The sequence below is a fragment of the Mucilaginibacter sp. RCC_168 genome (genome assembly GCF_041355315.1).
In the GTDB taxonomy this organism is placed as follows: domain Bacteria; phylum Bacteroidota; class Bacteroidia; order Sphingobacteriales; family Sphingobacteriaceae; genus Mucilaginibacter.
The window spans coordinates 102,984-125,391 of the sequence record NZ_JBFUPN010000020.1 but is presented as its reverse complement, the minus strand read 5'-3'; the positions used below and the strand labels follow the sequence as shown (position 1 = coordinate 125,391).

Genomic DNA, 22,408 nt, shown 5'->3' with positions numbered 1-22,408 from the left:
CGGCATAAGCAGTTATCTTTAAGCATAATCATCTATTATGTTTAATTACAATAGCGACTTAGAAGCGATTTTATTATCAAGAGTAAATGCAAATCTTTTAGTCGGTTATTTAGGCGGCGCTTTCAGCCAAAAAAATGATAAATTTTATGCAGCCACACTGGTTGATATAAGTACTATTGATTATGACGATTTCGCTTATTTACATGAACAAGTAAATGGGCGCTCCATTACAAACTTTGATCCTGAATTAACCAGGAATTACATTTCAAATAATTCATGGCACAACAAGTCAGTTGAGGAATGTATCGAAGAAGGCATTTACCGGTATTTTTCCATAATATTTACAGGCATCTATTTTGAACAGCAGTGGTTCATTATAAAAGAATTATGTTTTTATGGTGATTTAAAATCAGAACAGGCCATAAAAGAAAGCATAATAAAAAAATCTGAATATGAAGATTTTTGGGAGCAATCAATTTTCAGACCACAGGAACCACTCACCATTAACCGCGATGGTGAAACAATTACCATACGCCGCGTTGAGATGGAAGAGTTTAAAGATAACCCGAGTCTGGTTGCTCTTTTAAAACAAGAGAAAAAAGAAAAGATAAATCGCCTTTATAATAATTACATTGAAGCTGAGTTTATTATCCCATTTTTTGAACGGCTAAGGATTAATTATTCGCAACGATATCAAGAATTTGAGGCCCTACGTGTTGGATATACAACGATATTTCCAGAACATAAAAGCTACACCCTGTTTTGCAGCCTGGTTAAAGATGCAGATAAGAATTATGCTCTTTATTACTTTCTTTTTGACAACCGGATACGAAAGTTTTACAAATGGACCTACTTTACTCCTATCAGTTTCGATTTTAGTTTCTTTTACGAACAGCTTATCATTGAAGATCTTAAACAAATATCCCATTGGGATGATATCGGTTTTCTTGACTCATCATGCACTATGGACGACGAGGCTTTTTGGGATAACTACGTATTTGCGCATAATGGTTATCATTACACTTTTTTAGAGGAACTTTAGCCTCTACTTAAACCTGATTGCTTTTACCGGCGATATTTTACTCACCAGCATAGAGGGGATGATAAGCACCAGCAGGCAAATAAGCAGCGTGCCTAAATTCAACAGTATGATATCGCTGAAACTAAACTCCACGGGAACAAAGGTCATATAATAGGATGCCTGGTCGAGCTTAAAAAAATGGGTTTGCTGCTGAAAGACACCCAGGCCCAAACCTAAGGCGTTACCCAACAATAGTCCAAAACCGATAAGGTAAGTTGCGTTAAATAAAAACACTTTTTGTATATTCCAGTTGGTGGCGCCCATGGCTTTGAACATACCTATCATGGAGGTGCGCTCCAGGATCATGATGAGCAATGCCGATATCATATTGATCACCGCTACAATTACCATCAGCACCAACATCACCACCGAGTTTACATCCAGCAGGTTAAGCCATTCAAATATGGCCGGATAGTCCTCTCCAACAGTATAGGAGCGTAATTTCACCGGCAGTATCTCATCGAGCCTATTGGCGGCATAGTCTACCCGTTCAAAATCAGATACATGTAATTCATACTCGCCAATTTCGCCAGGCTTCCAGTCGTTAAGCCTATTGATCAGTGATAACGAGCCAATCACGAAGGTTTTATCCACCTCTTCTACCCCGATACTGAAAATGCCTTTAATTTTAAACTGGCGTTTACGCAATGGCTCCTGAACAAAATACATCAGCAGCTTATCGCCTACCTTTAATTTGAGGCGGTTTGCCGTAGTTTGCGATAGCATGATCTCTTTTTGCGCCTCGACAGAATCGGTAAAGTTGATCACATCGCCGGCTACCATAGTCTTTTTAAAATAGCTCCAGTCGTAGTTTTTATCAACGCCCTTCAGCACCACGCCTTCTATTTCATTATTGGCTTTAATAATTCCCGGTTTGGTAGCAAAGGGCATTACCCGGGTAATCAGCGGACTTTTCATCGCCCGGCCTTCAAATTTAGGGTCGGCCATGAAAGGTGAGCTTTCGTAGGAGCTGTTCAGATCAAATTTCACTACCCGGATATCGCCGGCAAAACCACGGATCTTTTCGCGGATCTCGCGCTTAAAGCCTTTCACAATAGCCAGCGAAAGTATCATCACCCCCAAACCCAGCATAATACCTATAATGGCAATGCGCACAATCAGTTTTGAAAAGGTGCGTTTTGACTTAAATGTTATCCGGGCTGATATAAAAGAGGCGAAACTCAATGCAGAATGATTTTTTGTACCTTCGCAAATATGCGGTTTTGCTGCTAAACCTGCTACTTTAAAAATTGTTTAACCATAATATTTTATGCTAAGAACACGTATTTTTTTGCAATGTGCTTTTATAACGGTTTTATGGACAAGTACGGCATGCGGTAGCCCTGCTGTTTGCACCAATTGCGACTCATCAAAAATCAATTCAGTCGAAAAAATAGTCCCCGGAATAATTACCGGTGCTGATCAAATTCCGCTGTATATTAACTATCTTAAGGGAAAAAATATTGGGATGGTGGTGAATCAAACTTCTGTTATTGGCAAAAATCTAAAGTCAAGCGTGGATAGTTTACTGCATGCCGGTATTACTATAAAAAAAGTATTCGGTCCTGAACATGGTTTTAGGGGTAATGCCAGCAATGGCGCCAGCGTAAATGATGCTGTAGATACTAAAACCGGTTTGCCTGTAATATCCCTGTATGGCAATAAACACTATAAACCTACACCTGAAGACCTGAAGGGCCTCGACTTGATGATATTTGATCTTCAGGATGTTGGGGTTCGCTTTTATACTTACATATCAACCCTGCACTATGTAATGGAGGCTTGTGCCGAAAACAATATCGAACTTATGATACTGGACAGGCCCAATCCTAATGGTTACCTCATTGATGGGCCCATACTGGATACAGCTAATGTGCCCCGTGCCTTTGTAGCTATGCACCCTATCCCCATCAGCCATGGTATGACCATTGCCGAATATGCCCAGATGATCAATGGCGAAGGCTGGTTAAAGGACGGCATCAAGTGTAAATTAAAGATCATCAAGATAGCCAATTACAAACACTCCTTACCTTACCGATTGCCCGTAAATCCGTCGCCCAATTTAAACACCGATCAATCCATCATCCTCTACCCAAGTGTGTGTTTGTTTGAGGGCACCACGTTTAGCCTGGGGCGTGGCACATTTTTTCCTTTCCTGGAGGTGGGTCATCCCTTGTTGAAAGGGAAATATACATTTTCGTTCACTCCGGTAAGTATCAAAGGCATGAGCGAGGATCCGCCACAGAAAGACAAGGAATGTTTCGGGGTGGATTTAAAAGAACGGAGTACTGATATGATCCGCAAGAAAGGTCGGCTTGATCTGTCGTTGCTGATGGAACTATACAAAGCTTTTCCTGATAAAGCGCATTTTTTCAACGCCTATTTTACCAAACTGGCAGGCACTCCCGAATTAAGGAAACAAATTGAAGCGGGTAAAAGCGAAGAAGAGATCCGCAAAAGCTGGGAACCTGGTTTAAATAAGTTTAAAACGGTAAGGCGCAAATATTTATTATACGAATAGTATCAAGTAGCAGAGATTAGTATCAAGTATCATGACTTTTTAAAACAAAGTTCAATAACCATACCGGCAAAATCCTGATACTTGATACTAGCTACTTGATACCCCAAAAAAAAGAATAGCATGAGAATTGTATTTATGGGTACGCCCGAATTTGCGGTTGCATCATTAGATGCATTGATTAAAGCAGGCAGCAATATTGTAGGCGTGGTTACGGCTCCTGATAAACCAGCGGGCCGTGGTCAAAAGGTAAGTGAGTCGGCGGTGAAACAATACGCGGTAGCCAACGGCCTGAAAGTGCTGCAGCCCGAAAAGTTAAAAAACCAGGATTTTTTGGCCGAGTTGAAAGCCCTACATGCCGATCTGCAGGTGGTGGTGGCATTCCGGATGCTGCCCGAGGTAGTTTGGGCTATGCCGCCAAAGGGTACCATCAATTTACATGCTTCGCTTTTGCCGCAATACCGCGGCGCGGCGCCCATTAACTGGGTGCTTATCAACGGCGAAAAAGAAACCGGCGCTACCACCTTCTTTCTGAAACACGAGATAGACACCGGCGATGTGCTGTTTACCGAAAAGGTAACGCTGAATGGCCATGAAACTGCCGGCATGCTGCATGATTGGCTCATGAACAAAGGTGCAGGATTGCTGGTTAAAACCGTAAAAGCGGTTGAAAGCGGCCGCTACCATGAGCACCCGCAAACAGCCCTGTTAACCGGCGAAGAACTGAAACATGCGCCCAAAATTTTTAAAGAAGATTGCCTTATAGACTGGACACAACCGGCACAAAACATTTATAACAAAATCCGCGGGCTTAGTCCTATCCCAACGGCATATGCAGAACTAAATGGTAAGGTGCTTAAAATATATGGTTCGGAGCTGGAACTAACTGAACCGGCTATACAACCCGGCGGTTTCCTCACGGATAACAAAACCTACCTGAAATTTGCAGCTAAAGATGGTTTTATCAGTGTTACCGATATTCAGTTGGAAGGTAAAAAACGCATGGGTATTGAAGATTTTTTGAGGGGAATGAGGTTGTAAAGGATTCACTCAGCCGATATAAGAAGCAGTTACTAATCAACTTGTCATCCTGAGTTATAAAATCCGCTGGATTCTGAAGGTGAAATGACATAGCTTTGTATAGCGGTGCAGCGTGGCCGACTGAGTTATAGCGCTTATTGCCGGTTCCTGAGTATGGTTCCGAAGAATAGAGTCTGTAGGTATGGTACGTTCTGTGGCTAAGCAGATCTGTCCGATGGGTAGCCTGTCTTTTCCTTATCCTCCTTCGGGCACGGCTTATTTAAGGTAAGTTATTATGGAGAAAATGCGGATTCATGCAGCCGGTATAGATATCGGTTCAAGGCAGGTTTTTGTGAGTATAGAAAACCAGCCGGTTAAAATCTTTGAGACGTTCACCAGTGATCTGGAGTCGCTTAGTACCTATCTTTTAAGTAATGAGATAACTACGGTAGCCATGGAAGCCACCGGAAGCTACTGGTATGTCCTTTATGATATCCTGGCAGATTCAGGATTGGATGTATGGTTGGTTGATGGGAGACAAACCCGGCAGGTGCCGGGCAGGAAAACAGATATCAAAGATTGTCAGTGGATACAGCAGCTGCACAGCTATGGTTTGTTGAACCGTTGTTATGTACCGGATTTACTGATCAAGGAATTGCGCAGTTACGAACGGTTGCGTGAGGATCATATCCGGAGTGCAGGGATACATGTTCAGCATATGCAAAAAGCGCTGATCGAGATGAATATCCGTTTGCCTGAAGTATTAAGCCAGGTTCATGGTGCAAGTGGAACAGCTTTGATAACGGCTATACTGTCAGGGGAAAGGGACCGGCATAAATTGGTATCATTATGTCACAAAAGTGTGCGGGAAAAGAAAGGAGAAGAACTGCTGAAAGCTTTGGAGGGCCATTATACACCACAAGGGCTTTTTGCTTTGGATCAGGCTTATAAAGCCTACTTGTTTTACCAGGGACAAATACTTGAATGCGATAAACAAATACAACGTACACTGGAAAAAATAAACAAAGATAAAGACCTTCCAGCAGATACGTCAGCAGGCAGCCGCAAACCGATCCGCCATAATAAACCTAAAGTAGACGGTCTTGGAAATCATCTGTTAAAGATATTTGACGGCCGGGATGCAACCAAACTACCGGGTATAACGGATTATAACTGGCTACAGCTTTATTCAGAACTGGGTTCAGACCTTAATAAATGGCCCAGTGAAAAGCATTTCACCAGTTGGCTTGGCTTATCGCCAGGTCAAAACAATTCAGGAAAACGTAATAAAAGCAAAAGCAAGGGCAAGCCCTCTGTCGGGCAGATATTCAAAGAAATGGCGCATGGCTTATTAAACAGCAAGTATATCGGCCTGGGGGCATTTGCGAAAAGATTGAGAAGTAAGAAAGGACCTGCCATAGCTATTAAGGCAACAGCGCGAAAACTGGCCGTTCAATACTGGCGCTTGATGGTTAAAGGAAGCGAATATATTGAAAAAGGTGTAGAAAACTACGAAGCAATCCTTAAACAACAACGACACAGATTATTACAGAGGCTTTCTTTAGAATTGAACGTTGGTTTAGTCCCTCTCTAATTACATGTCATGGGTAGGAACGAAGGATCTGTTTGTAAACTATTTATAGAATAGATACTTCGCTGCGCTCAGTATGACAAACAATTTTATTACCATCCCCCCATCAACCCAAAGTCAAAATAAAACAAACACTTCGTTAACAATCACCATGTTTGCTATTTTTGCGGCCACAAATTTTATTATCCATGGCCAATTATAGCGACAGAATCACCCTGCTTAAATCCGAGATCCAGCCTTTGCGTGAGCAATTGATACAGCACGAGCTTTATAAAAATATCAACTCCTTAGAGGAGCTTACCGTTTTTATGGATCATCATGTATTTGCGGTGTGGGATTTTATGTCGCTGTTAAAATCGCTGCAACAAAAATTAACCTGTACGATTACGCCATGGATGCCTACAGGTAACTCTAACACGCGTTATCTGATCAATGAGATTGTTACCGGCGAAGAAAGCGATGTGGACGAAGCAGGTAACCGTACCAGTCATTTTGAGCTGTACCTGCGTGCCATGCATCAGGCCGGCAGTGAGGCTGTTGCTATTAATGAGCTGTTTAATGAGCTTAACTTTGGCAAACATATTGATGAAGCACTCATCATTGCCGATATCCCGGTAGCGGCACGCAACTTTGTACAGCATACCTTTGAGGTGATCGAAAGTCCTAAAAATCATGTGCAGGCCGCGGTATTTACATTTGGTCGCGAGGATCTGATCCCGGAAATGTTTGTGAGTATTGTAAAAGAGCTGAGCCGGCAATTGCCTGGCAAGGTTGATATTTTGCTTTACTACCTGGAGCGCCATATTGAGGTTGACGGTGATCATCACTCGCAATTAGCCTACCAAATGACCGCCGAACTTTGCGGCGACGACGATATCAAATGGCAGGAAGCCACCGAAGCTGTAAAAGAAGCTCTGCAAACCAGAATTGCCCTATGGGATGGTATTTTGGCCGCGATTAAAGCACCGGTTTCTTCGGAGTTATAGGTTTAAATTTCCCACTACGTCATTGCGAGCGCAACGTGGCAATGACGTCCTGTTTTACTGTTTATTAACCTACAGCTTATTCAGCTCATCCATCAATACCTTGCTGATGCGGTTAAAATAGCGCCGTACACCAAAGCCCATTACGGTTTGGATGCCCCGGGTGGCATTGGTTAAAAACACCTCATCAGCCTCGTATAAAATGTCGGGATTTATCTGGGCTTCGGTAATGTCAATATGGTTATCCTGTGCCAGCTTGATCACTATCTGGCGCATCACGCCTTCTACACAGCCTTCGCTTAAAGCAGGGGTATATAAATGATTCTGATAATAGACGAATATATTGGAGCTACTGGCTTCGCACAAAAAACCGTTCTGGTTGAGCAAAAATACATCGTCCAGCTTGTTTTGGGTTTTATAGATACCCGCCATTACATAAATAAGCGAGTTGCAGGTTTTTATGTTCGACAGGTAGTTTAACGGTTTGGGTAGCTCACTGAATACATCCATAATAAGTCCCTTTTCATTTAGAAAGTAGCGCGGCTCTTCAGACGCGGTAAGTTCCAGACAATAAGCCATTTTATTTTGCGATGGGGTGTACAAACCTTCGGCATCACGATAAACGGTAAGACGAAGACGACCATGTTTCACCTTATTCCTTTTGGCCAGTTCTTCTGAAATATCCTTTAAAAACCAGGCATCCATTTGCGAATAGCCGTCAATTTTAAGCGCTTTCATTCCCCGCTGCAGACGGTCGGCGTGCTGGTCGGCAAATTTAAGTTGTCCCTTCATTAAGCGCATACTCTCAAATAAGCCATCGCCATATTTAAAACCGCGGTTGGCTATGGTAAGCAGCTGGCTGTTTGCCGGAATTATATCTCCATTAAAATTGATCAAAACGGGTGTCATTGTAGAATAGATATGAGATGTGAGATATGAGATTTGAGATTTGGTAATAGTGATCATTCATAAGTGCGCGTACATAGTTTTCCTCATCTAACGTCTCATATCTCAGATCTCATATCTTTATCTGTGTATTTCCGCCATTTTTGCAATACGCTTTCAAAATCAGCAGGTAAAGATGATTCAAAGGCGATCTGTTTTTTTAGTGTCGGATGTAAAAAACCCAATGTTTGCGCGTGCAGGGCCTGCCGGGGCATCAATTCAAAGCAATTTTCAACAAACTGCTTGTATTTGCTGAATACCGTACCCTTCAATATCTTATTGCCGCCATAGGTGGCATCACTGAACAGCGGGTGCCCGATATGTTTCATATGCGCCCTGATCTGGTGGGTACGACCGGTTTCCAGCTGACATTCGATCAGCGTAACATAGCCCATGCGCTCCAACACCTTATAGTGCGTTACCGACCATTTTCCTTTTTCCGGATCATCATATATCGACATTACCCGCCTATCGTTCACACTGCGGCCAATATAACCGGTTACAGTGCCATCTTCGGGCAGGTCGCCCCAGGCCAGGGCCACATATTTACGGGTAATGGTATGATCAAAAAACTGCTTGGCCAGCCAGTTCATGGAGCGTTCATTCTTGCTGATAAGCAGTAAGCCCGAAGTATCCTTATCAATCCGGTGAACCAGGCCCGGACGACCGTCGTTGCCCGGCAAAGTGGGTAGCTGCTGAAAATGATAAACCAGCGCGTTAACCAGCGTACCTGTATAATTATTATAACCCGGATGCACCACCATGCCTGCGGCTTTATCAACCACCAGCACATCATCGTCCTCATAAACAATGTTGATGGGGATATTTTCCGGATAAACCTCGGTATCGCGCGGCGGGTGCGGCAATACTACCGATATCACGTCAAGCGGCTTTACCCGGTAGCTCGATTTTACAGGCTTATCATTCACCAGCACATTTTCCAGCTCAATAGCGTTCTGGATGCGATTGCGTGATGCGTTTTCCACGCGGTGCATCAAAAATTTATCAATACGTAGCAGGGATTGTCCTTTGTCAACCACAACGCGTAAATGCTCATATAAGTCCTGTTCTTCCTGCTCTATAAACTCGGTATCGTCTGCCATTTGAGGGCAAAAGTAATCGTTTTTACGTTAATAGTAATAGGGAGTATCAAGTAGCTAGTATCAAGTATCACGATTATTAGCGGCTTGAGTGTCCTTATCAGAAAATTCTCATATTTGATAATTAATCAGTATTAAGTAGCGAGTATCAAGTATCACGACTTTTAATATCGCATATTTAAGCGTCCACGCTTAAATACCAAACAGTTGAGCGTCGACGCTCACCTAAAAATAAAGTTCAAGTGTAGACCCTTGAACTGGCTCAGACACTTAAACTGGCAAAGAAAATATCTTGATACTTGATACTAACTACTTGATACTAAAAAGATATTAAACAATGAATATCGATCTCGAAATTTTTAGTCCGGTTCAAGCTATCAGCAACCCGCTGTTTGATGCGCACGGCGTAAAAGTTTTTCTCAAGCGCGACGACCTGATACACCCTATGATATCGGGCAACAAATGGCGTAAATTAAAATACCTGCTAAAAACCGCGCAGAGCCAGGGCAAAAACCACCTGGTAACTTTTGGCGGGGCTTACTCCAATCACTTACTGGCTACTGCGGCCGCCGCTGCAAAATTCGGATTTAAAGCTACCGGCATTGTACGGGGCGAAGAGGTAAATAACGATACTCTGTTTTTATGCAAACTGCATGGCATGCAATTAATATTTACCGACAGGGATAGCTATCGCGATAAAGCAGCTTTGTTCGCTCAATATTTTGGAGACGATAACGACGCATTTTTTATTGACGAAGGCGGTGCATCAGCCGAAGCTGCCATGGGTTGCAGTGAGCTGGTTGATGAACTTACCGAAACTTATGATCACGTTTTTTGTGCCTGTGGTACGGGTACTACAGCTGCGGGGATTATCAATGGATTGAGCAAAAATCAGCTTAAAACCCACTTCCACGCAGTTCCTGTATTTAAAAATGGCTCTTTCATCCGGGATGAGATTAACCGGTTCCTGGTAACTCCTGTAGATTATGATCTGCATACTGATTATCACTTTGGCGGTTATGGCAAGGCCGATGCCGGATTGGTCGGTTTTATAAAAGAGTTTGTAGCTGCTACCGGCATCGTGATCGAGCCCGTATATACCGGTAAAATGATGTACGCGCTTTATGACCTCATTGGTAAAGGTCATTTTGAACCGGGCAGCAAGATCCTGGCCGTTCATAGCGGGGGTATCTGGGGCTTGCTGGGCATGAAAGATAAATTCTGATCACAAAAAAATGCCTGGCTCCGAAACCAGGCATTCAATTTAGAATTAATATGGGATGGTTTAGTTGCCTGCTGTAAAGGCTTCCCATCCCGAGGCTGTAGCACGGTTACAGGTCATGGCCTGGGTTCCGTTTTCGCTGCTGATAAATTTGCCGTTATTGCCGCGCAGGGTTACTTTACCATCGGCTGCAACTATCCAGTCGAATTTTTCCCAGTCGCTGGCAGTTGCACGGTTACAGGTAATGGCCTGGGTTCCGTTTTCTGACGATACATATTTGCCCATGCTGCGTAATGATATTTTGCCTCCACCTGCATCAATCACTGTAAAATGCTCCCAGTCACCAGCAGTGGTGCGGGTACAGGTCATGGCCTGGGCTCCGTTTTCGCCACTTACATAAGCATTATTAAACCCTTTAAGCGATATTACTGAGCCTATTGGCGGATTGCTGCCGGTTGGAGGCGTAGTACCACCCGAAAGCTGGGTATAAATAGCCGAAAGCAACGAATTGGCCCCGGTAGCATCCTGAGATAGCTCCCACATCATGATACCACCACCCTGGCTAAGAGCCAATGAGGTCTTGCTTTTAATAGTTGGAATACCGTTATAGCCAATGCCATTCCAGGTATCTGAATTGGGGCTGCCACCCCCTGCCAGGATATCGGCATAAGAGGTATAGGGCTCCCTGCCATAAAAAGGCACACCTAATATGGCTTTTGCTTTGGGTAAGCCACGGCCAATCCAGTAATTCAAAGAGGTTTGAGCCAACGAATATGGAGAGTGATTAGGTCCGTCGCCATCATAGGCCATCAGGTTCAGAAAATCAACATAACCAAAAACATTAGCGTTGATGGATGAACCATCGCTTGAAATTACAGCCGCGGTTAACAATTTTCCCTGAGCATGCAAAGCATTGCTAAGCGCCAGCATCAGGGCCGAATAATTATTGGCAGAAGCGCCGTCGTTAGGATATTCCCAGTCAATATCCGCCCCATCCAGGTTATACTGATTAACCATATTAACCAGGTTATTCACAAAAGTGGTACGGGAACCGGAGTTAGCGGCCAACGATTCAAAAGCGCTGTCGTCGCCATTATTCCATCCACCAATAGAGATCGATACTTTAACCCCGTTGGCATGAGCGGTGCTTACCAGGCTTTGTAGTTTTGAAACATTATCAATGGCGCCCAGACCACCCGAAGCGGTTGGTATCACAAACGCGTAATTAATATGGGTAAGTTTGGAATATTGAACCTGGTTAACAGCGCCGGCCCAGCTGGGCAAGTAACCCACCACCTTAAAGCCAGCAGGAATGGCCGATGTGCCCATTGGCCTGTTGGGCACATCAGGTGAGGGTGTTGGAGCAGAAGGTGATAGGTTGTTGTCTTTTCGACAAGAAGAAAGTGCGAGAAGCACCACCGCCACACAAAGCAGCAGGAACGAGTTAAACTTTGTTTTCATAAATGAATAGATTAGTGGTTAGTTAGATATAGTTAATTAATACCGGCGGCGAGTCGCCGGTATTAATTATGAGTAGTTTGATTAATTACCTACGGTAAAGGCTTCCCATCCTGAGGCTGTAGCACGGTTACAGGTCATGGCCTGGGTACCGTTTTCGCTGCTGATAAATTTGCCGTTATTGCCGCGCAGCGTTACTTTACCATCGGCCGCAACTACCCAATCAAATTTCTCCCAATCGCTGGCGGTGGTACGGTTACAGGTAATAGCCATAGTTCCATTCTCTGACGATACATATTTACCCATGCTGCGCAAGGAGATTTTGCCTCCACCGGCGTCAATCACGGTAAAGTGTTCCCAGTCGCCGGCTGTGGTGCGGGTGCAGGTCATGGCTTGTGTGCCATTTTCACCGCTTACAAACGCGTTGTTAAACCCTTTGAGGGATATTACGGAACCTATGGGCGGATTGCTGCCGGTTGGAGGCGTAGTACCACCATGAGCCACAATCACATTATGAATGGTTGACAGCAGGGAGTTTGATCCTGTTGCATCACCGGCCAGCTCCCATATCATCATACCGGCTATACCACGGTCAAATGACAGGTTGGTTTTATTGGTAATTGTTGGGATACCGTTATAACCATAGTTTTGAAAAGTATCTGAATTTGGACTGCCGCCAAGGGCCAATACATCATTATAGTTTTTGGTGATGTAATCGCCCCTGTTGTCGCGTGCGTAAAAAGGCACACCCAAAACAGTTTTTTCAAGCGCTAAACCTCTGCCGCTCCAATAGTTCAGGCAATCAACTGCCGATTGATAGGTAGAATGCTGAAAGTTATTATCATCATAATCCATAATATTCAGCCAGTCAACCGAAGTCATGGTGGTGCTGGTTACATAAGTGGCCCCGGTTGAAATAACAGCGGCACTGCATAATTTTCCGATGCCGTGCATAGCATTAGACAGCGACTGCATCATCAAAGCAAAGTTATTGGCTTCGGTGCCGGCAGAAGGGAATTCCCAGTCGATATCCACACCATCCAAATTATTCTGATTTACATAGTTAACCATGGTATTCACAAACGCGGTGCGTAAGCTGGAGCTTGCTACGATGGTATGAAAAGCATCGCCGCCGCCGCCACCGCCAACAGCGATAAGCGCCTTTATACCATTATTATGTGCCAGCGTAACCATACTGGCCAACTTGCCAGGGTTATCGATAGAGGTTAATCCCCCGCTTGTTGTTGGCGAAATAAAGGCGTAAATAATATGAGTTAATTTGGTATACTGAACAGCATTTACATCGCCTTCCCAGCTGGGTAAATAGGCTACTACCTTAAATGTGGCAGCAGTTACCGCGCTTGTATTTTGTTTATTATTTGCCGCCGCATTATTATTATTTGCAGGAGCAAAATCGGCCCGGTTATCCTTTTTACAAGATGATAAGGCAAATAATACCGAGCACACTACGAAAAGGAGAAAAGAGTTAAAATTTAATTTCATAAGTTAAATGTTAATTGGTTAATATGTATTTATGATTGATTTGTTAAGCTATTTCAACAAAAAGGCACCTGTCCCAACAGACATTTGCAGGCTTATAAATATCAAATCATGATATCAATAGTTATAGTAATAAGAAATTCAGGGTATGTTTTATAAAAGTAAAGCTAATGTAATATTTTGTCATAAATAGCTTAAAAACAGCACAATACGCTTTAATAGCAAGTATTGTAGTGCTTTTGTAGGGTATCATTATGATAAGTATATTATGAATATTAATGAAAAATATTTTTCCTGATACGCTTGGCTCACAGTTTACCTATTAGTTAAGTACGAGGATATTGGGAAGGCAATGGTTTCTAAGAGTAATAGCCTATCAAAAAGACATAGACAAAAACTTAGATAGGTAGTTGATTCACCCGACATCCCTTTTCTTCAAACGTCATTGCTGGCACGAAGCAATCTCTACACAGGCAGATCGGAGCTTTTATGGTTGCTCTGTACAGCATAGAGATTGCTTCGTGCCTCGCAATGACGCATTTTTATGATGTGCAAAGTCCCCTCTATGTGCGAAGCGGCGAGAGGGGTGACGTCTCCGCCAGCTGGCGGAGACGTCAGGTGAGTCGACTGTGCCACATGAAAAGCCTTTTCGTTCAGGAGACGAATTGGTTCGGCTAAATCCATAACAACAAAAAAGCCGCTCCCTTTTCAGAGAACGGCCCGCAAGTAAGATCAGTAATAGTTATTTGAATACTTTTACGGAAATTTAACTCCTCTATAACTGGAAACATTAGCCAGCGGTATAGACGCGTTATATTGCTTATTAATAGCTTTAATAAATTCATTGGCCACAACAGCATAACCACGTGGAGTGAGGTGTATCCCGTCCAATGAAAATATACCGCCGCTGATAAAGGCTGAGCTCAGATTCACGCCGTCAACTACCAGGCCATGGGCTTTTACATCGTTCAAAAAGGCATAGGCATCAAAAATGGCCAGGCCTTTTGATGAGGCCACAGACTTAATAGTTGCATTGTAGGCATTCACATAATCCTGGGTCATTGCTACTTCGCCCTGGTCAAGCACATATTTATCCTCAATAGGGGTAAGTGGCGTTAAACCATAAGGCAGGTTCCCGGCCGCGGCAACTGGCTGCCCCATCATACTGGTTGGAAAACTAAGAATGATAAGATCTGCCGCCGTAGCTATCCTTGCCGAATGAGAACCATCCGAATTAAGCGCATTAACATATAAAGCCTTCGCTGCAGGGTTTACCTTTTGTACTCCGGCCAAAATAGCGCCAACCGTTACGGTGTTAAAATAAGGCACTGCGACAACATCCGGAATAGTGGCTACCGCACCTTTTTGACCACTTTTGGTCAGTTGGGTAATAGACAGGTTGTACAGTTGCGAAAATTGTGCTTTATCAGTCAGTCTAAGGTTGGGATCAGCGCCGCCAGTAATGGCATACAGCAGGGCATCATTATTACCCAACCAGTCGGTAAAAAACGTGTAGGGCTTGGCCGTAACAAAATCCAGGTAGGTTGAATTTACATTTGTCGGAAAATCAGTAGGCAGCATTCTTTCAAAATATCCATTCAAGTTTCCCAGTTGCCCAAAAGTTATCTGCTGTAGCTTAATCAACGGTACACCATAGTTATTGATGTCGCCTTTGTATTTGGTATATAACGTTACGGTACCAAAACCTGGCACTGTAGCTTCGCCGCGCTTACCTGTAGCAGGCTGCATTTCGGTAGTGGGCACACCATTGGTGAGGGCTGTTAGTTTTAAATAACCTGATCCATTAGCCTGATCGGTGCTGAACAAGGGTTGGGTAAATGTACCGCCACCCACTTTTTGCATTTGGGCCGCTATAATGCTTGGATAGGAATTTAATTGACCTTCCCGGTATAAGCCGCCATCGGCATAACCTGCGGTAAGTGAATTACCTACTGCAATGTACCTGGTAAAATCGGCCGTTCCGCGCGAAGGCGCTGGTGTATTGATACTTGTTTTACAGGCGCCAAAGCCCAATAAACCCGTTACTAAAAATATATGTAAATATGATCTGTAAGTTTTCATTTGATTAGAATTTTAAATGTTACCAGTGATAAGCAAGCGATAAACCGGGGATATAAACATTGGTTTTAAACGTTCCAGATAACTGCGACTCGATATTTGTTTGCGTGCGCGCATCAAGATGTTCGTACTCAAATGAAACATCCAGGTCCAGATTTTTGGTCACTTTATAACCTAAGCCGGCTGTTAAATAATAACGGTTGGCATCTGGTGCTTCCGGGGTAACATAGCCATCCCTAACCGCGGTAGTTACGTAGCCGCCACCGCCGCGTACAAATATTTTATCAGTGGCTTTATATTCGGCGCCTGCTCTGTAACTCCACCCGTTTTTATAATTACGCGGCGAATAGGTATCCTGCAATGTCGGGGTGTTTTTGGCATAATCAAACCCAAGTGTTTTGTACACATCCCACTTGGTAAAGTTCACATCTACAGCCACTGTCCATTTGTTTGATGGCTTGTAGCCTAAACCAATAGATGATGTGGAAGGCAAAGGAAGCGTAGTGGTAAAGGTATTGGGTTGCGGAAAATTAGGTTGTATAGAGCTTGCCACTTTAAAAATAGCATCGCCATTTTTCACGGTAGTATTTACCTGCGAGCGGTAATCAAGCCCGATGGTTAAACCTACATTTGTTTTTATAAAAGCACCCGCGTTCCAGCCAAATCCGTGACCGTTGCCCTTCAATTGAGCCTGCCCATCCTGACCAGACGCATTCGTCACCGGAATGGCCCTTGTCAGATCGACTGTACCATGGTTGTAAACAAAACCGGCACCCAGGCTCAGGAAATCGGTTACTCTATAACTCAGCGTTGGTTGAAAATAAATGGCCTTGAGGTTAAGGCTTTCGAGCGAATACTTTCCTGCCCAGTCTTGTCCCCAGTCGGTTAAACCACCATACGGGGTATAAACGCCTAAACCAATCTTCCATCGGGCGCCTTTTGGCCCCCAAACACCATAAGCCGTAAATGGCGTAGCTATTTTGTTTTTGGTACGATACTGATCTGTGGAACCACTTGGGTTAAAGTCCGACTTAAACAACAGCGGACTCATGCCGGCCTGTACATAATTTTGCGGCAGCATAGCAACAGCGCCAGGGTTAAATAATACGGAGGCACCATCCTGCAGCAAGCCGGTTCCGGTATGGCCCATACCGATCTGTTTCTGTCCGTGAAGATTAACCTGGAAACCCTGGCCAAATGCAATAGCGGGCATTATTGCAAGTAGCAATAGTATAAGTTTTCTCATGAGTAAAATATAATTGGTTTATAATATGCCAGCTGCTTTGAGAGAGCAAGAAGACAGTATTTATTTAAAAAATAAAATTAGGAGGCTTTGAAAGGAAAAAAAGGGCTATAATGCGGAGGTATTGGTCAAAAAGTCGGAGAAAGCTTAATTGATAGTATAATTAATACCGATACTATTAAATATTATTACCGTTTAATTAACAGTTTTCATCAATTATTAGACAATAAAATTATATCTTTCCGTACATGAATAAGAATGCCAGATACGTGAGCAAGAAGATCGCTCAGCTTAGCCTTTCCAAATTTGCCGACCTCTATGCAGATAAACTGGTAAGCCCTGAATTTTTTATTGCCGACGAAAAGCAGTTACTCAGTTTAAGTGAATATCCCTACCGTTCCGACGGTTATATTATAGGCATCTGTACCCGCGGCCATGCCCTTGTTGAGGCCAATTTACAAGTTTATGAAGCCAAGCCTGATGCCATGCTACTGGCCACCCCATTTCATATCTTAAGGATCTATAACAGCAGCGACGATTTTTTATGCCGGTTCATCGTTTTTTCCAAAGCTTTTTTAACCGAAAACAATGTGAGCAGCCATTTCCTGGAGTCGTTCAGTTATTTTAAAAGCGCCTCGCTCCCGGTGATCTATCCAGACCATGAAGACGCTAAAATGTTGCTGGATATTTACCTGCTTATGCAGCAAAAGCTGGAACGGGAGCATCATCCTTACCGGATGGAAATATCCCGGAGCATGCTTACCACTATGCTGTATGAGGTGGAGTCGATCTACGAAAAACAGCACGTGATGATCAAGGGAAAGCAAACCCGCAAGCAGGAACTAAACATGCTGTTCCAGGACCTGGTTTTTCATCATTATAAAGAACACCGCAACGTTCAGTATTATGCCGATTCGCTGTATGTATCGCCCAAGCATCTTACGGAAACCATCAAAGAAGTAACCGGTCGTACCGCCGGCGAATGGATAGACGATGCCGTAGTACTCGAAGCCAAAGTACTGCTCCGCAATCACGATATCAGCATTGCCCGTGTAGCCGAAGACATCCATTTCCCCGATCAATCATCCTTTGGCAAATACTTTAAAAAACATACCGGGATGTCCCCTTCTGATTACAGGGTGGTTACAGGGCATTGATTTAATTAAGAGCGAGTGTGGAGTGTGAGTGCGGGAGTGTGTAGCCCAATTTCAAAGATCTGACACCGCTCTCACACCCGCCACCTACCCCGAACCTCGTCCAATACACCGCTTTTAGCGCAAGTCTTGTGCGGCTGCTGGTGGGTTGATGACTTGTGCTTGTGTACAATGCGTCGAGATCACAAGTCAGCCTTTACCCTCAACCGCTTTTAGCGCAAGTCTTGTGTGGCTGCTGGTGGGTTGATGACTTGTGCTTGTGTACAATGCGTCGAGATCACAAGTCAGCCTTTACCCTCAACCTATCACGCAAGACTTGCGCCAATAAAGGTAGCCCAATTCCAAAGATCTGACACCGGCTCTCACACCCGTCACCTATCCCGAACCCCGATCCCAACACCTTTCCGACTTTTTGACCAATACCTCCGCATTGCTGCCCTTTTTTTCGGCGGCTAACGCTTCTAATTTTACTCCTGATTATAAAACCAATAAAAACGAGTATCTATTATAGTATCAAGTAGCGAGTATCAAGTATCACGATTTTTAAAAGCAGCATAAACAAATGCAGCAGTCTTGATACTTGATACTAACTACTTGATACCAACACTGTAAAACTTCATAACTATGAGTGAGACCGAATCAATAAAAGCCTTAAAAGGAGGTGAATTCCTGATCAGGGAAACACAGGCTGATAGTGTTTTTATTCCGGAAGAATGGAACGAAGAGCAATTGATGATCGCGGAAACCTGCACCAATTTTCTGGCCCAAAACGTAGCACCCAATTTAACTCGTATTGACGATCAGGAAGAAGGTTTGATGCCACATCTGATGGAAGAAGCCGGCGCTTTAGGTTTGCTGAGCATTTCCATTCCCGAAGAATATGGCGGCTTTGGTAAAGACTTTAAAACATCTATGCTGGTTACCGAAAAACTGGGTGCGGGCAATTCATTTTCCGTAGCTTTTTCGGCCCATACCGGCATTGGTACCCTGCCCATTTTATATTACGGTACCGATGCCCAGAAAGAAAAATATATCCCCAAACTGGCCAGCGGCGAATGGAAAGGCGCCTATTGCCTTACCGAACCGGGCGCAGGCTCCGATGCCAACTCGGGCAAGGCACGTGCAAAACTTTCTGCCGATGGCAAATATTACCTGCTTACCGGTCAAAAAATGTGGATCACCAACGCTGGTTTTGCCGATATTTTTACCGTGTTCGCCAAGATCGATAATGACGAAAACCTGAGCGCTTTTATTGTAGAGAAAGGCTTTGAAGGGCTATCCCTCAATACCGAAGAACATAAAATGGGAATCAAAGGCAGCTCAACCCGCCAGGTGTTCTTTAATGATTGTAAGGTACCGGTTGAAAACCTGCTATCAGAAAGGCAGAATGGCTTTAAAATAGCGGTTAATATCCTCAACCTTGGTCGTATTAAACTGGGCGGCGCCACTGTAGGGGCCAGTAAAGAAGTAATTACCTCGGCTATCCGTTATGCCAATGAGCGTGAGCAATTTGGCCGGCCGATCTCTAAATATGGCGCTATTCGTTATAAACTGGCACAACAGGCCATCCGCACTTATGCTTCTGAATCGGCTATATATCGTGCCAGTCAGAATATGGAAGAGGCTACCGAAATGTACGAAGCATCGGGTATGGACGCCATCCAGGCTAAACTGAAGGGCACCGAGCAATTCGCCATTGAAGCAGCCATCATCAAAGTGCATGCTTCAGAAACACTGGATTATGTGGTTGACGAAGGTGTACAGATCTACGGCGGCATGGGTTACAGCGCCGAAGCACCAATGGACCGTGCTTACCGCGACTCGCGCATCAACCGCATATTTGAGGGCACCAACGAAATTAACCGGATGCTTACCGTGGATATGATGTTGAAACGCGCCATGAAAGGCGAGCTCGACCTGATGGGCCCTGCCCAGAAAGTAGCCGGCGAGTTGATGAGCGTGCCCGATTTTGGTGGCTCGGATGATGACGGTTTGTTCACCCATGAGAAAAAATATATTGCCAATTTCAAGAAAGCCATTTTAATGGTTGCCGGCGCGGCAGTACAAAAACTAATGACCCAACTGGGTAAAGAGCAGGAAGTGCTGATGTACCTGGCCGATATGCTGATTGAACTTTACGTAAGCGAATCACTACAGCTACGTGTTGAAAAACTGGTAAGCCTAAAAGGTGAAGATGCGGTTAAAGAGCAACTGGACATCATGCGGGTTTACATCAACGATGCAGCCGGTAACATAGCCAAAGCGGGTCGCGAAGCTATCAATTCATTTGCCGATGGCGACGAACGCCGTATGATGCTGATGGGGCTTAAACGCTTCACCAAAACCGAAGATATCAATACCACCCAGGCCCGCAGAAACATAGCGGCCAAACTGATCGAAGAAAATAAATATTGCTATTAACGAAAACCCCGACCTCTCCAGAGGAAAGGGAGTGCTCTGCACTCGACGCTTCCCGACAAGAGGGTTCAGGAGTCTCCCCCACCAGGCCGGTGGGGAGACTCGCAGGGGCTTTTTAAGAGAGACAGGAATATAAGAGTCAGGAATCAAGAAAAACTTTGAATAACTTTTGTGACCTTCTTGATTCTTGACTCTTATCTCTTGATTCCAAACCCACATAACCTAAAATAAAAACATGAAGATATTAGTGTGCATAAGCCAGGTGCCGGATACCAGCACCAAAATTGTACTGAAAGATAATAATACAGCTATCAATAACCAGGGTGTTACCTATGTAATAAATCCTTACGACGAATGGTATGCCCTGGTGCGTGCACTGGAACTGAAAGAAGCAGGAATAGCCAGCGACATACACCTGATAACCGTTGGCAAGGCCGATACCGAGCCGGTGATCCGCAAAGCATTGGCCTTAGGTGGTGACGAAGCTATCCGCATTGATGCCGACAGTCACGACCCTTACGAAACCGCCAATTACATAGCCGAATATGCCAAAACCGCAGGATACGACCTGATCCTTTGTGGTAAAGAATCCATAGATTATAACAACGGCGCCGTAGGCGCCATGCTGGCCGAACTGCTGGATACCGATTACATCGGCTTTGCTACCGATATCCAGGTAGATGGAAATACCGCTACTGTGAAACGTGAGATAGAAGGCGGCGAAGAAACAGACACCTGCAGCCTGCCGATAGTGATTGCCTGTCAGAAAGGTGTTGCAGAAGCCCGGATACCCAATATGCGTGGCATTATGGCCGCACGCACGCGTCCGCTTAAAGTGGTTGCACCAGCGGCTGTTGGTTCTGTAACCGAAATTTTATCCTACGAACTGCCACCCGCTAAAGCAGGTATAAAAATGGTTAGTCCGGATAATATGGATGAACTGGTAGAACTGCTTCATGCTGAGGCCAAGGTTATTTAATTAATTATTAATCGCCTCACCTAAATCCTCTCCAAAGGAGAGGACTTTAAAAACAAATTTCATAGAACCCTCTCCTTTGGAGAGGGCAGGGTGAGGCTTAAAACCTATAAAAATGTCTGTAATCGTATTGGTAGAACATACCGAAGGAAATATAAAAAAGAAAAGTCTGGAAGCCGTACAGTATGCTGCCGGCATCGCCCAAAAAACAGGCACAACGGTAAGTGCCGTGGTATTAGGCACTCTTGCTGATAGTGAGATGGAAAGTCTGGGTCAGTACGGCGCCCAAAAAGTGCTGCATGTTGCCGACGCCCGCCTGGATGAACTGCACGCCCGGGCATATACCAGCGCATTGCTGACTGCCGCACAAAAAGAGGGAAGCAAGATCATCATCGCTTTGCATGATATTAATGGTCGTGCTGTTGCACCACGTTTATCTGCCAAATTAAAGGCGGGCTTGGTCGCAGGCGCACTCTCCTATCCCGATCTGGACAAAGGCTTTGTGATCAAGAAGGCAGTATTCTCGGGCAAGGCGTTTGCCTTTGTGGATATCACCAGCGATTTAAAAGTGATCACCTTGATGCCCAACACTTTTCAGTTAAACAAAGGTGAAGGTAAAGCCACTATCGAAAAACTGGATGTAAACTTTGGCGATAAAGATTTCGGGGTAAAGGTTAAGGAAGTGAACAAGATCAAAGGCGAGATTCCGCTGGCCGACGCGCAGCTGGTAGTATCTGGTGGTCGTGGCATGAAAGGCCCTGAAAACTGGGGACTGATTGAGGATTTGGCTAAAGAACTGGGCGCGGGTACCGCTTGCTCCCGCCCTGTGGCCGACGCGCACTGGCGTCCGCATCATGAGCATGTTGGCCAAACCGGTGGCACCGTAAGGCCCAATCTGTATATAGCCGTAGGTATTTCTGGCGCGATACAGCATCTGGCGGGAGTAAACGGTTCCAAAACCATCGTGGTGATTAACAAAGATCCCGAAGCGCCATTTTTTAAGGCGGCTAACTATGGCGTAGTAGGCGACGCGCTGGAAATTTTACCGCGCCTTACCGAAGCGGTGAAAAAGCTGAAAGCTAAAAGCTGAAATAAGAGCTAAAAGCCGAAAGCTATTAGC

The 22,408-nt window shown here is 44.5% G+C and carries 17 protein-coding genes; 10 read left to right on the top strand and 7 right to left on the bottom strand.

Features of this window, described 5'->3' with window-relative positions; all coding sequences use genetic code 11:
- The first annotated feature begins 37 nt into the window (after positions 1-37).
- Positions 38-1,042 carry a hypothetical protein gene (locus AB6735_RS19620; protein WP_370997684.1) on the top strand — a complete coding sequence of 335 codons (1,005 nt, stop codon included), beginning with the start codon at positions 38-40 and terminating at the stop codon, positions 1,040-1,042.
- Positions 1,043-1,045: 3 nt separating this feature from the next.
- Here the strand turns inward: AB6735_RS19620 and AB6735_RS19615 are convergent, their stop codons facing one another.
- On the bottom strand, positions 1,046-2,266 hold the full coding sequence (locus tag AB6735_RS19615; protein WP_370997683.1) for an ABC transporter permease: 1,221 nt from the start codon (positions 2,264-2,266) through the stop codon (positions 1,046-1,048).
- Between the two features lie 85 nt (positions 2,267-2,351).
- On the opposite strand from AB6735_RS19615, the gene AB6735_RS19610 reads away from it, so the two are divergent.
- From AB6735_RS19610 to AB6735_RS19595, 4 genes are all read left to right on the top strand, one after another.
- On the top strand, positions 2,352-3,602 hold the full coding sequence (locus AB6735_RS19610; RefSeq protein WP_370997682.1) for an exo-beta-N-acetylmuramidase NamZ domain-containing protein: 1,251 nt from the start codon (positions 2,352-2,354) through the stop codon (positions 3,600-3,602).
- A 120-nt stretch (positions 3,603-3,722) separates the two neighbouring features.
- Complete coding sequence (fmt, locus tag AB6735_RS19605; protein ID WP_370997681.1) at positions 3,723-4,640, top strand: methionyl-tRNA formyltransferase; 918 nt, start codon at positions 3,723-3,725, stop codon at positions 4,638-4,640.
- Positions 4,641-4,914: 274 nt separating this feature from the next.
- Positions 4,915-6,213: an IS110 family transposase gene (locus AB6735_RS19600; protein ID WP_370997680.1), complete on the top strand. Its 1,299-nt coding sequence runs from the start codon at positions 4,915-4,917 to the stop codon at positions 6,211-6,213.
- Between the two features lie 185 nt (positions 6,214-6,398).
- The gene (locus AB6735_RS19595; RefSeq protein WP_370997679.1) at positions 6,399-7,196 is read left to right on the top strand and encodes a DUF3050 domain-containing protein; all 798 of its coding nucleotides are present in this window, start codon (positions 6,399-6,401) and stop codon (positions 7,194-7,196) included.
- Between the two features lie 69 nt (positions 7,197-7,265).
- Here the strand turns inward: AB6735_RS19595 and AB6735_RS19590 are convergent, their stop codons facing one another.
- Both AB6735_RS19590 and AB6735_RS19585 read right to left on the bottom strand, forming a co-directional pair.
- On the bottom strand, positions 7,266-8,102 hold the full coding sequence (locus AB6735_RS19590) for an aminotransferase class IV (RefSeq protein WP_370997677.1): 837 nt from the start codon (positions 8,100-8,102) through the stop codon (positions 7,266-7,268).
- Between the two features lie 95 nt (positions 8,103-8,197).
- Entirely contained in the window at positions 8,198-9,241 is a 1,044-nt protein-coding gene (locus tag AB6735_RS19585; RefSeq protein ID WP_370997675.1) for an RluA family pseudouridine synthase, read from the bottom strand.
- 334 nt (positions 9,242-9,575) lie between these two features.
- On the opposite strand from AB6735_RS19585, the gene AB6735_RS19580 reads away from it, so the two are divergent.
- Positions 9,576-10,463, top strand: coding sequence for a 1-aminocyclopropane-1-carboxylate deaminase/D-cysteine desulfhydrase (locus AB6735_RS19580; RefSeq protein ID WP_370997673.1), 888 nt, complete (start codon positions 9,576-9,578; stop codon positions 10,461-10,463).
- A gap of 60 nt (positions 10,464-10,523) precedes the next feature.
- On the opposite strand, the gene AB6735_RS19575 is transcribed toward AB6735_RS19580, so the two are convergent.
- The 4 genes from AB6735_RS19575 to AB6735_RS19560 form a co-directional block, all read right to left on the bottom strand.
- Complete coding sequence (locus tag AB6735_RS19575) at positions 10,524-11,921, bottom strand: glycosyl hydrolase family 18 protein (RefSeq protein WP_370997672.1); 1,398 nt, start codon at positions 11,919-11,921, stop codon at positions 10,524-10,526.
- 81 nt (positions 11,922-12,002) lie between these two features.
- Positions 12,003-13,421: a glycosyl hydrolase family 18 protein gene (locus tag AB6735_RS19570; protein ID WP_370997671.1), complete on the bottom strand. Its 1,419-nt coding sequence runs from the start codon at positions 13,419-13,421 to the stop codon at positions 12,003-12,005.
- A 753-nt stretch (positions 13,422-14,174) separates the two neighbouring features.
- Positions 14,175-15,500 (bottom strand): G-D-S-L family lipolytic protein, encoded by a 1,326-nt coding sequence (locus AB6735_RS19565; RefSeq protein WP_370997669.1) that lies wholly within the window; start codon positions 15,498-15,500, stop codon positions 14,175-14,177.
- 19 nt (positions 15,501-15,519) lie between these two features.
- The gene (locus AB6735_RS19560) at positions 15,520-16,743 is read right to left on the bottom strand and encodes an OmpP1/FadL family transporter (RefSeq protein ID WP_370997667.1); all 1,224 of its coding nucleotides are present in this window, start codon (positions 16,741-16,743) and stop codon (positions 15,520-15,522) included.
- Positions 16,744-16,988: 245 nt separating this feature from the next.
- On the opposite strand from AB6735_RS19560, the gene AB6735_RS19555 reads away from it, so the two are divergent.
- The 4 genes from AB6735_RS19555 to AB6735_RS19540 all read left to right on the top strand — a co-directional run bounded on the left by AB6735_RS19555 (position 16,989) and on the right by AB6735_RS19540 (position 22,378).
- Positions 16,989-17,897, top strand: a complete 909-nt coding sequence (locus AB6735_RS19555) for a helix-turn-helix domain-containing protein (RefSeq protein WP_370997665.1) — start codon at positions 16,989-16,991, stop codon at positions 17,895-17,897.
- A 621-nt stretch (positions 17,898-18,518) separates the two neighbouring features.
- On the top strand, positions 18,519-20,315 hold the full coding sequence (locus tag AB6735_RS19550) for an acyl-CoA dehydrogenase family protein (protein ID WP_370997663.1): 1,797 nt from the start codon (positions 18,519-18,521) through the stop codon (positions 20,313-20,315).
- Positions 20,316-20,547: 232 nt separating this feature from the next.
- A complete protein-coding gene (locus AB6735_RS19545; RefSeq protein ID WP_370997661.1) occupies positions 20,548-21,291 on the top strand; it encodes an electron transfer flavoprotein beta subunit/FixA family protein in 744 nt (247 codons plus the stop codon).
- Between the two features lie 112 nt (positions 21,292-21,403).
- Entirely contained in the window at positions 21,404-22,378 is a 975-nt protein-coding gene (locus tag AB6735_RS19540) for an electron transfer flavoprotein subunit alpha/FixB family protein (RefSeq protein ID WP_370997660.1), read from the top strand.
- Positions 22,379-22,408 lie beyond the last annotated feature (30 nt).